This is a genomic window from Sphingopyxis sp. (assembly GCF_035565275.1).
In the GTDB taxonomy this organism is placed as follows: Bacteria; Pseudomonadota; Alphaproteobacteria; order Sphingomonadales; family Sphingomonadaceae; genus Sphingopyxis.
In genome coordinates this window covers 19,273-29,393 of the sequence record NZ_DATMST010000219.1, presented here as the reverse complement: position 1 = coordinate 29,393, position 10,121 = coordinate 19,273, and the positions used below count along the sequence as shown (strand labels likewise).

The 10,121-nt window shown below is 63.9% G+C and carries 10 protein-coding genes; 4 read left to right on the top strand and 6 right to left on the bottom strand.

Translation table 11 applies throughout. From position 1 onward, the window contains the following. Positions 1-106 precede the first annotated feature (106 nt). Complete coding sequence (locus tag VN047_RS15345; protein WP_325544142.1) at positions 107-2,224, top strand: sodium-translocating pyrophosphatase; 2,118 nt, start codon at positions 107-109, stop codon at positions 2,222-2,224. Between the two features lie 96 nt (positions 2,225-2,320). On the opposite strand, the gene VN047_RS15340 is transcribed toward VN047_RS15345, so the two are convergent. After that, positions 2,321-3,139 carry an SDR family NAD(P)-dependent oxidoreductase gene (locus VN047_RS15340; RefSeq protein ID WP_325544140.1) on the bottom strand — a complete coding sequence of 273 codons (819 nt, stop codon included), beginning with the start codon at positions 3,137-3,139 and terminating at the stop codon, positions 2,321-2,323. 312 nt (positions 3,140-3,451) lie between these two features. Between VN047_RS15340 and VN047_RS15335 the strand changes: the two genes are divergently transcribed. Then, positions 3,452-3,982: a CarD family transcriptional regulator gene (locus tag VN047_RS15335; protein ID WP_325544138.1), complete on the top strand. Its 531-nt coding sequence runs from the start codon at positions 3,452-3,454 to the stop codon at positions 3,980-3,982. A 156-nt stretch (positions 3,983-4,138) separates the two neighbouring features. Here VN047_RS15335 and truA read toward each other — a convergent pair whose 3' ends face one another. Together truA and fmt are read right to left on the bottom strand one after the other, a co-directional pair. After that, complete coding sequence (gene truA / locus VN047_RS15330; RefSeq protein WP_325544136.1) at positions 4,139-4,879, bottom strand: tRNA pseudouridine(38-40) synthase TruA; 741 nt, start codon at positions 4,877-4,879, stop codon at positions 4,139-4,141. A 113-nt stretch (positions 4,880-4,992) separates the two neighbouring features. Beyond that, the gene (gene fmt / locus VN047_RS15325) at positions 4,993-5,913 is read right to left on the bottom strand and encodes a methionyl-tRNA formyltransferase (RefSeq protein ID WP_325544134.1); all 921 of its coding nucleotides are present in this window, start codon (positions 5,911-5,913) and stop codon (positions 4,993-4,995) included. 35 nt (positions 5,914-5,948) lie between these two features. On the opposite strand from fmt, the gene recR reads away from it, so the two are divergent. Further along, positions 5,949-6,545, top strand: a complete 597-nt coding sequence (gene recR, locus VN047_RS15320) for a recombination mediator RecR (RefSeq protein WP_325544132.1) — start codon at positions 5,949-5,951, stop codon at positions 6,543-6,545. Position 6,546: 1 nt separating this feature from the next. On the opposite strand, the gene VN047_RS15315 is transcribed toward recR, so the two are convergent. Next, complete coding sequence (locus tag VN047_RS15315) at positions 6,547-7,725, bottom strand: serine hydrolase domain-containing protein (RefSeq protein WP_325544130.1); 1,179 nt, start codon at positions 7,723-7,725, stop codon at positions 6,547-6,549. Between the two features lie 108 nt (positions 7,726-7,833). On the opposite strand from VN047_RS15315, the gene def reads away from it, so the two are divergent. Next, the gene (gene def / locus VN047_RS15310) at positions 7,834-8,367 is read left to right on the top strand and encodes a peptide deformylase (RefSeq protein ID WP_325544128.1); all 534 of its coding nucleotides are present in this window, start codon (positions 7,834-7,836) and stop codon (positions 8,365-8,367) included. 73 nt (positions 8,368-8,440) lie between these two features. Here def and grpE read toward each other — a convergent pair whose 3' ends face one another. Further along, positions 8,441-8,995, bottom strand: a complete 555-nt coding sequence (gene grpE, locus VN047_RS15305) for a nucleotide exchange factor GrpE (protein ID WP_325544126.1) — start codon at positions 8,993-8,995, stop codon at positions 8,441-8,443. A 4-nt stretch (positions 8,996-8,999) separates the two neighbouring features. Next, a complete protein-coding gene (gene hrcA / locus VN047_RS15300) occupies positions 9,000-10,043 on the bottom strand; it encodes a heat-inducible transcriptional repressor HrcA (RefSeq protein ID WP_325544124.1) in 1,044 nt (347 codons plus the stop codon). Positions 10,044-10,121 lie beyond the last annotated feature (78 nt).

Below are 10,121 nucleotides of genomic sequence, written 5' to 3'. Positions count from 1 at the left end.
TTTGGGGCGGTCGCATCAGGGGAGAGAGCGAACCGGCATCAATAAGTCGGACGTGCTCGACTGCTATCTTCTGCGTCGCCCTTCTCATGGGAAGGAAGCAACACGCATGAATCCGGTTTTGATCGCGATAGCGTGCGGCCTTGTGGCCGTGCTCTATGGGTTCATTACCTCCCGGCAGGTGCTCAGCGCCTCCGCGGGTAATGAAAAGATGCAGGAAATCGCCGCCGCCATTCAGGAAGGCGCCAAGGCCTATCTCGGCCGCCAATATCGTACCATCGCCATCGTCGGCGTCGTCGTCGCCATCCTTGTCGGCCTGTTCCTCGGTCCGATCTCGGCAACCGGCTTCGTCATCGGCGCCGTGCTGTCGGGCGTCGCCGGCTTCGTCGGCATGAACATCTCGGTGAAGGCCAACGTCCGCACTGCGGCGGCGGCGCAGACCGGGCTGCAGGCGGGCCTGACCATGGCGTTCCGCGCCGGTGCGATCACCGGCCTGCTCGTGGCGGGGCTCGCGCTTCTCGCGATCTCGGTCTTCTTCTGGTATTTGATCGGCCCCGGTGGATACACCGTCGGCGGTGAAGATCGCACCGTAGTCGACGCGCTCGTCGCGCTCGCGTTCGGCGCTTCGCTGATCTCGATCTTCGCGCGTCTCGGCGGCGGTATCTTCACCAAGGCCGCCGACGTCGGCGCCGACCTCGTCGGCAAGGTCGAGGCCGGAATTCCCGAGGATGATCCGCGCAACCCTGCCGTGATCGCCGATAACGTCGGCGACAATGTCGGCGACTGCGCCGGCATGGCGGCCGACCTTTTCGAAACCTATGTCGTCACCGTCGGTGCCACGATGGTGCTGATCGCGCTTCTCTTGAAGAGCGCGGGCGACATGCTGCTGCCGCTGATGACGCTGCCGCTGCTGATGGGCGGCGTGTGCATCATTACCTCGATCATCGGCACCTATTTCGTCCGTCTCGGCAGCGGCAAGAACGTCATGGGCGCGATGTACAAGGGCTTCCTTGTCACCGCGGTCCTCTCGATCCCGGCGATCTGGTTTTCGACAAGCTATGTCCTCAAGGGCGACATGGCGACCGACATCACGGGGACGACGTTCAACGGCAGCGACCTTTTCTACTGCTCGCTGCTCGGCCTCGTCATCACCGGGCTGATCATCTGGATCACCGAATACTACACCGGCACCAACTATCGCCCGGTGCGCTCGATCGCCAAGGCTTCGGAAACGGGCCATGGCACCAACGTCATCCAGGGGCTCGCCATCAGCCTTGAATCGACCGCGCTGCCGACGCTCGTGATCTGCGTCGGCATCGTCGTTGCGTTCCAGACGGCGGGTATCGTCGGTATCGCCTTCGCTGCTACCGCAATGCTGGCACTCGCCGGCATGGTCGTCGCGCTCGACGCCTATGGTCCGGTCACCGACAACGCTGGCGGCATCGCCGAAATGGCGGGTCTTGACGACAGCGTTCGTGAAAAGACCGACCTGCTCGACGCCGTGGGCAATACGACCAAGGCGGTGACAAAGGGTTATGCCATCGGCTCGGCCGGTCTCGCGGCGCTGGTGCTGTTCGGCACCTATACCGCCGACATCACCGAATATTCGGCGAAACTCGGGCTGACCGAACCGCTGACCTTCTCGTTGTCGTCGCCCTATGTCATCGTCGGGTTGCTGCTCGGCGCGCTCCTGCCGTATCTTTTCGGTGCGATGGGCATGACTGCGGTGGGCCGCGCAGCCGGCGAAGTGGTCAAGGACGTCCGTGACCAGTTCAAGGCCAACCCGGGCATCATGACGTATGAAAGCAAGCCCGATTACGCGCGCACGGTCGACCTGGTGACCAAGGCGGCGATCAAGGAAATGATCATTCCGTCGCTGCTGCCGGTGCTCGCGCCGATCGTGGTGTACTTCGTGATCCGCGCGGTGGCTGGCCCCGCCGCGGCGCTCGAAGCGCTCGGCGCGCTGCTGCTCGGCGTGATCGTCGGCGGGCTGTTCGTCGCGATCTCGATGACCTCGGGCGGCGGCGCATGGGACAATGCCAAGAAATATATCGAGGACGGCAACCACGGCGGCAAGGGTAGCGAGGCCCACAAGGCCGCGGTGACCGGCGACACCGTCGGCGATCCGTACAAGGATACCGCGGGTCCGGCGGTGAACCCGATGATCAAGATCACCAATATCGTGGCGATCCTGCTCCTCGCGGCACTGGCGCACGGCGCGGCGTAGCTGCACAGCCTGCGGGCAAAAGAAAAACCCCGCCGGAGTTGATCCGGCGGGGTTTTTAATTCGTCTGATCCCGTCGCTGCGAGGGCGAAACGAAGCCTAGTTTTCCTGACCGGTCTTCATCTGCTGGGCATAGCCCGCCTGGACCATCGCGTTCATCCGGTCGAACAGGGCATCGGGGTTGCTGCGACGGAGTGCGGCGACCATCGCTTCGGCGCCCACGGCCACGACCAGTTCGCGCGTCCCGGCATCGACCGCCGCAAGGATTTGCGCCGCAGCATCATCGGGCGACAGGCCGTTCTCGATCGCGGCGTCACTCTCTCCGCGGATGCTGCCGTCGGCGTTGAGGGCATTGCGGCTGACGTTGGTGCGCACCGATCCGGGCGCCACGACAAGCACCTTGAGCCCCAGATGCTCATTCTCCGCGCGCACCGCGTCATGGTAGCCGATGATGCCGTGTTTGGCGGCCGAATAGGCGCTGCGCAGCGGCACGCCCGCGATGCCCGCGACGCTCGAGATTGCGATGATCTGTCCGCCCCCCGCGGCGATCATGCGCGGGAGCAATTGCTGGGTCAGCGCGATCGGCGCGAGCAGATCGACCGCGATGATCTGTTGATAGACGGCAAAACCGGTGTCGATCGCGAGGCTGCGCTGCGAGATGCCGGCGTTATTGACGAGTCCGTCGATACGGCCTTGCCACGCCCAAGCCCGGTCAGCGATGGCCGGAAGGGCATCATAGTCGGTCGCCTCGAACGGCAGGACCAGCGTATCGGCGGTGCAGTCGGCCGCCACGGCTTCGAGCGCTTCGACATTGCGGCCCGACAGGATCAACTTCGCGTCGCGCGCGCCGAGTGCGCGTGCAAGCGCAGCGCCGATGCCCGAAGAGGCCCCGGTGATCCACCAGACTTGATCTTTCATATCGGCTCCTCATCTTCGCTTCGTTTCAACCTGAAACGGGTGTGAGGAGCCGTCAAGAGTGTCGACCCACGCATTTCTGCGCGGGGGTGGCAATTTTGTTGCGACTCTGTTATAATAAATATCAACACGCCGACATCCTGCCTCTTCCCGCCGCCGGGCTGGGGCACATTCGGCGTTTCCGATGGAGCCATATCCCTTGTCACTCTGACTGGCTTGTGCCGCCCGAATGCAGATCCCCCTCAAACCGGAGGGCGGGATGCGCGGTGTTGTCGCACTTTCAGATCGGGGTCAAGGCACAAGAAAGGAATTTGCATGTCCGCGAACACGCTCTTGTTCGAAGTCGGTGATTACGTTGTTTATCCTAAGCATGGCGTGGGGCGCGTCATCGAGCTGCAGAGGTCGGAAATCGCCGGCATGCAGCTGGAACTCTATGTCCTGCGCTTCGAAAAGGAAAAAATGACGCTTCGCGTGCCGACGAACAAGGCCGAGGGCGTCGGTATGCGCAAGCTGTCGTCGGACAAGACGCTGAAGGAAGCGCTTCAGGTCCTGACCACCAAGCCCAAGGTGAAGCGCACCATGTGGTCGCGCCGTGCGCAGGAATATGAAGCGAAGATCAATTCGGGTGACCTCGTGTCGATCGCCGAAGTGACCCGCGACCTGTTCCGCGCCGACGACCAGCCCGAGCAGAGCTATTCGGAACGCCAGATCTTCGAAGCGGCATCGAGCCGCCTCGCGCGCGAACTCGGCGCGATGGAAGAAAGCGACGAAAAGACGGCGCAGGCGAAGATCCTCCAGATCCTCAACGAGCATGCGCCGCTTTATTATGCGGAAAAGGCGCTCTGAGCTTCGCAGATAGCGACAACAAATGGGCGGTCCGAAAGGGCCGCCCTTTTTCATTGTCGCTATCTTCTTTCGTCATGCCGGACTTGATCCGGCATCGATCATGGCGCTGTAAACATGGACCTGGATGAAGTCCGGGTTGACGAAGGATGGTGATCGCTATGGGTATGTTGCGCTCACGAAATACAGCCCGTCGGGCGGGGCGTTGAGCCCCAGCGCGTTGCGGTTGGCGGCATCGAGCGCCGCCTTCAGGTCACGCGCCGACCATTTGCCATATCCGACCAGTGCGAGGCAGCCGACCATCGAGCGCACCTGATGATGAAGGAAGCTGCGCGCCGCGGCCTCGACGATCAGTTCGTCGCCGTGGCGGCTGACCGAGAGCTTGTCGAGCGTCTTTACCGGGCTTTGCGACTGGCAATGCGCCGAGCGGAAGGTGGTGAAATCGTGGAGCCCGATGAGCTGCTGCGCCGCGGCGTGCATCGCATCGGCATCGAGCGGCTGCGGGACCTGCCATGACAACCCCTTGTCCCACGTGAGCGGCGCGCGGCGGTTGACGATGCGATATTCATAGGCGCGTCCGATGCAGGCAAAGCGCGCGTGCCAGTCATCGGGGGCTATTTCGCATGCCACCACCGCAACGGGCGCGGGTCGCAGTTGGGCGTTCAACGCCTCGGTCAGCTTGAAGGGGGTCAGCGGCTTTTCGATGTCGACATGCGCGCGCATCGCGATGGCATGGACGCCGGCGTCCGTGCGCCCGGCGCTGAACACCTGCACGGTCTCGGCGGTAAAGCGGTGGATCGCTTCCTCGATCACCTGCTGGACACTGGGACCGTGCGCCTGCCGCTGCCAGCCCATATAGGGGCGGCCGTCATATTCGATGGTAAGGGCGAAACGGGTCATGCGAGTATAGTCCTGAAATTCGTCATGCCGGACGTGGTCCGGCATCCACGGAGGCTTGGCGCAGCTATGGACCCGGGATCAAGTCCGGGGTGACGAAAAGGGAAAGTAGAATGTCATCCGAGGCGCGTGCCCTTCGGGATCGCGCGCCCGCGCAGCAGTTCGGCCGCCTCCATTGCAGGCTTGCCGGCGCGCTGGATGCGTGTCGCGCGGACTGCGCCGGGGTTGCAGGCGATGGTGATGTCGTCGTCAAGCGTGACGCCGGGCGTGGCGCCGACGACGGTTTCGGACGGATGGATGACCTCAGCCGCCAATATCTTGTACCGTTCGCCCTCGAACTCGAAGAAGGCCCCCGGGATCGGGTTGAACGCGCGCACCTGCCGTTCGACCTGCACGGCGCTGGTCAGAAAATCGAGCCGCGCCTCGCTCTTGTCGATCTTTGCCGCGTAAGTGACGCCGTCGTCGGGCTGCGCCTCGGGCGCGAAGGCGTGGAGATCGCTCAGCACCTTCACCATCATCAGCGCGCCCATTTCTGCAAGTTCGTCGGTGAGCCGTCCCGCCGCCTTGCCGAAGATGGGCGTCGTTTCGACCAGCCTCATCGCGCCCGTATCGAGCCCGATATCCATCTGCATGATCGTCACGCCCGTTTCGGCATCGCCCGCGAGGATCGCGCGCTGCACCGGCGCCGCGCCGCGCCAGCGCGGCAGGATCGAGCCATGGACGTTGAGGCAGCCCTCGCGCGGCGCATCGAGGATCGCCTGCGGCAGGATCAGGCCATAGGCCGCAACCACCGCGACATCGAGGTCGAGCGCCGCGAATTCGGCCTGTGCTTCCTCATTCTTCAGGCTCTTGGGCGTGCGGACGAGGAGGCCATGCTCCTCCGCCCAGACGTGCACCGCGCTTTGCTGCACCTTCTTGCCGCGCTGCGCCGGGCGCGGCGGCTGTGTATAGACGGCCACAATCTGATGCCCCGCCGCGTGGAGCGCGGCGAGCGTCGGAACCGCAAAGGGCGGCGTTCCCATAAAGGCGATGCGCATTGTCATTTCTCGCGCGCCGCTTAAGACCATCCATCATGGCATCGCAAGAGATTGAAGCGCTCGTCCAGCAACTCGCCCGCCTGCCGGGCCTCGGCCCGCGCTCGGCGCGGCGTGCAGTGCTGCACCTGATGAAGAAGCGCGAAAGCAGCTTCGCGCCGCTGCTCGCAGCGCTTCAAACGGTGTCCGAAAGGTTGGTCACCTGCGGGATTTGCGGCAATATCGACACACGGGATCCGTGCGCGATCTGTTCCGACCCGCGTCGCGACGCGCGGTCGCTGTGCGTGGTCGAGGAAGTGTCGGACCTCTGGGCGCTCGACAAGTCCCGGCTCTTTCCCGGCAAATATCATGTGCTTGGCGGGCGGCTGTCGGCGCTGGAAGGCGTGCGCCCGCAGGACCTCGGCATCGACGAACTCGTCGCGCGCGTCGCGGCGGGCGGGATCGACGAGGTCGTTCTGGCCATGAACGCGACGCTGGAGGGGCAGACGACGGCGCATTATCTCGCCGAGCGGCTCGAGGGCTATCCGGTCCGTCTGACACAGCTCGCGCATGGTCTGCCCGTGGGCGGCGAGCTCGATTATCTCGACGAGGGGACGCTGGCGCAGGCGCTCAGGGCGCGGAGGCCGGTGGGTTGATTCAGGGCTGACCCGACAGGGGTTCCAGCTTTCGGTTCATCAGCTTTTCGATCAGCCCCCGGTAATATGCTGCCAGCTCGGGCTCATCGCCAATCATCTCGAGCGCGCGGACGATCGGCACCCAACCGTTGGCGCCGTTGACGAAGATCGCCGCGCCTGTGCGCCGGTCGGGCGAAAAATAGACGAGGTCGGTCTGGCCTTCATCGTTACCCGTGTGCTGCAACAGCTTGTGGCGGCCATAGTGGTGGACCTGCCAACCGAACGCAAAGCCATATCGGTCGGGGCAGCGCGTCACAAAGGGCTTTGCGCAGCCATAGGTTTCGTCGCCCGTCAGCGGGCTCAGGATCGTTTCGCGTATCGCGCGTGTCTTCGATCGTCCGGCCGACGCCGCGATCAGTCTTTCGAGGAACGCGCCATAGGCATCCGTCGTAGCAATCAGGTCATAAGCTGCCCCGACGCCGGTTCCTTCGCGCAGGCCGGGATAGGTCGCCGCATTATCGAGATATGCGCCGTCGGCATTGACCGGTAACGCCAATCGCCCGTCGGTCCAGTCAGGCAATGTACCGATCGCCATCCGCTCGATGCCCGAGGGGCGAAGCAGGATTTCGGCTGCGAGCAGGCGCAACGGTTTCCCCGTTTTTGCCTCGGCATATCGCGCTGCGAGTTCGATCCCCGCGCCCGAATAGCGATATCGCGTGCCGGGCGTCCAGTCGAAGGCGAGTCGGCCGTCGGCATAGTCGTCCGGCCAATTGCGAAGCCCCGAACGGTGCGACAACAGAATCCGTGTCGTGAGCAGCGCATAGCGGGAATCTCGGTCGATATCCGGCGACTGGACGATATCTGCGATCGGCGCGTCGAGGTCGATCCGGTCGTCCGCTGCCAGCGCGAGCAAGGTTTCGGCGGTTACCGTCTTGGCAATCGACGCGGTGTTGAATGCAGTGTCGGCGGTGATCGGTACGCCGGGGCTCTGTTCGCCATACTGTCCCGACCAGAAGATGCGGCCGTCGCGAATCACGACGATGCCGATGCCGCCGATCTTCTCCTCTTTCACGATGGCAGGCATCCGGCGATCCATAACAGTATCGAGCTGTGCAACGGCGGGCGCGACATCGCGGGCACTCGCGCTGCTGACGCCGATAGCTCCGGCAAAGGCCGCAAAGATTGCAAGCAGGTTCCGCATTTTCTTCCGATTCCGCGAATGGCGAGCGATTGATATGACCGGCGGATGAGCGATGCGTGAACAAGCTCCCCCTTGACCCCGCGCCCCCGCGATCATACCTCGCACGCCATGGCCTTGCTCCCTATCATAGAGACCCCGGATCCCCGGTTGCGCGTCATTTCGAAGCCTGTCGAAAAATTCGACGCCGAGCTGAAGACGCTGGTCGCCGACATGTTCGAGACGATGTACGACGCCCCCGGCATCGGGCTGGCCGCGATCCAGGTTGGCGTGGCGAAGCGCATCCTCGTCATCGATCTGCAGGAACCCGATCCCGAGGACGAAGAGGGCAAGAAAGTGATCCGCGAACCGCGCGTGTTCATCAACCCTGTCTTTTCGGACGAGAGCGAGGAACATAGCGTCTATCAGGAAGGCTGCCTGTCGGTCCCCGAGCAATATGCCGATGTGACGCGACCCGCCGAGGTCACCGTCGATTGGCAGGACGAGGACGGCAAGCATCATCAGGAACGCATGACGGGCCTGATGGCGACGTGCATCCAGCACGAGCACGACCATCTGGAAGGCATTCTCTTCATCGATCATCTGTCGCGGCTGAAGCGCGAGATGGTGCTGAAGAAGCTGGCGAAGCTCCGCAAGGCAGCCTGACCGGCGGATAACCGGCAAAAAGAAACCCCGGCTTTCACCGGGGTTTCTTTTTGTCTGCGATGTCGCGGCAGGGCTATCCCGCTTTTGCCACGCCTACCATGGCGGGACGCAGCAGGCGATCTTTCAGCATATAGCCGGCCTGCATTTCCTGCACGATCGTGCCCGGCGTCTTGTCGCTCGGGATTTCGAGCATCGCCTGATGCTGATTCGGGTCGAGCGGCAGGCCGATGGCAGCGATGCGCGTGATGCCGTTGCGTTCGAAGACGCTCAGCAATTCGCGCTCGGTCGCCTCGAGTCCCGTGATCAATGGCTTGATCGCCTCGTCGGCGCGCTGTTCCTCGCTGAGCGCGGCCAGCGCACGGCCGAGGTTGTCGGCGACCGACAATATGTCGCGCGCGAATTTGGTCGCGGCATAGGCGTGCGCGTCTGCTATCTCCTTGTCCTTGCGGCGCGTGACATTCTGCGTCTCGGCGCGCGCATAGAGCAGGTCCTGCTGGAGCGCGGCGACCTGTTCGGCGAGCTGCGCCAGTTCTTCATTGGCATCTTCGGCGGGCGCTGCGGCTTCCGCGGCTTCGGTTTCGATCTTCTCGCCGTTGTCGACCGGCGTGTCGTTTTCAATGTTCGTCATAAACCTATCGTATCAGTCTGGAGAGCGATTGTGCGGTGAAATCCACCATGGGAACGATCCGGGCATAGTTCAAGCGCGTCGGGCCGATGACCCCGACCACACCGACCACGCGCCCGTCCGATCCGCGATAGGGCGCCGCTATCACGGACGAGCCCGAAAGCGAGAATAATTTATTCTCCGATCCGATGAAAATGCGGGTCGCGCTGCCCTCGCGCGCGCTGTCGAGCAACTGCGCGATATCCTGCTTGGTTTCGAGTTCGTCGAGCAGCTGGCGCACGCGGTCGAGGTCACCGACCGCATTTTCGTCGAGCAGATTCGCCTGCCCGCGCACGATCAGCACCGGACGGTCGGCGCCGTCCGAGGACCAGATCGCAAGGCCGCGGCCGACCAGATCCTGCGCGGCGCGGTCGATGGCGATGCGCTCGGCCTCGATCTCGCGGCGGACCCGCGCCATCGCCTCGGTCAGCGTCAGCCCGCCGAGCATCGACGAGATATAATTGCCCGCTTCGACCAGCGCCGAGGGGTTGAGCCCCGCCGGAATGTCGATGACGCGATTTTCGACCGTCCCGTCGCCCGCGACGAGCACGACGAGCGACTGGTTCGCCGACAGCGGGACGAAGGCGAGCTGTTTGAGCACGCGCTCATGCTTGGGGACGAGGACCAGGCCAGCGCACGCCGACAGTCCCGACAGCGCCGACGTGGCCTGCGCGAGCGCGCTTTCGATCGGGCCGGCATCGGACAGGCTCGCCTCGATCTGCGCGCGGTCTTCCGCCGACGGCTCGGCAACCTGCATCATGCCGTCGACGAACAGGCGGAGGCCCTGTTCGGTCGGCAGGCGTCCCGCGCTCGTGTGCGGGCTGGCGAGCAGGCCGAATTCTTCCAGATCCTGCATCACATTGCGGATCGACGCGGGCGAGAGGTTGAGCGCGGCGAGTTTCGACAAGGTGCGCGAGCCGACGGGCTGGCCGGTTTCGAGATAGGCGTCGACGACCAGCCGGAACACATCGCGGGCGCGCGTGGTGAGTTCGGTGATCGGCGGCGTTGTCATAAGGGGGATTTAGGGAGGGGGAGGGGTTGGGGCAAGCTTTGCTGGCCAGCGCCCGCAAGTCGCGTTAGCCTGCGCGCG

What these genes read in the sequence shown, in the direction of transcription:
- VN047_RS15345 (WP_325544142.1), top strand. Translation starts at nt 107, where the DNA reads ATGAATCCGGTTTTGATCGCGATAGCGTGCGGCCTTGTGGCCGTGCTC.
- VN047_RS15340 (WP_325544140.1), bottom strand. Translation starts at nt 3,139, where the DNA reads ATGAAAGATCAAGTCTGGTGGATCACCGGGGCCTCTTCGGGCATCGGC.
- VN047_RS15335 (WP_325544138.1), top strand. Translation starts at nt 3,452, where the DNA reads ATGTCCGCGAACACGCTCTTGTTCGAAGTCGGTGATTACGTTGTTTAT.
- truA (WP_325544136.1), bottom strand. Translation starts at nt 4,879, where the DNA reads ATGACCCGTTTCGCCCTTACCATCGAATATGACGGCCGCCCCTATATG.
- fmt (WP_325544134.1), bottom strand. Translation starts at nt 5,913, where the DNA reads ATGCGCATCGCCTTTATGGGAACGCCGCCCTTTGCGGTTCCGACGCTC.
- recR (WP_325544132.1), top strand. Translation starts at nt 5,949, where the DNA reads ATGGCATCGCAAGAGATTGAAGCGCTCGTCCAGCAACTCGCCCGCCTG.
- VN047_RS15315 (WP_325544130.1), bottom strand. Translation starts at nt 7,725, where the DNA reads ATGCGGAACCTGCTTGCAATCTTTGCGGCCTTTGCCGGAGCTATCGGC.
- def (WP_325544128.1), top strand. Translation starts at nt 7,834, where the DNA reads ATGGCCTTGCTCCCTATCATAGAGACCCCGGATCCCCGGTTGCGCGTC.
- grpE (WP_325544126.1), bottom strand. Translation starts at nt 8,995, where the DNA reads ATGACGAACATTGAAAACGACACGCCGGTCGACAACGGCGAGAAGATC.
- hrcA (WP_325544124.1), bottom strand. Translation starts at nt 10,043, where the DNA reads ATGACAACGCCGCCGATCACCGAACTCACCACGCGCGCCCGCGATGTG.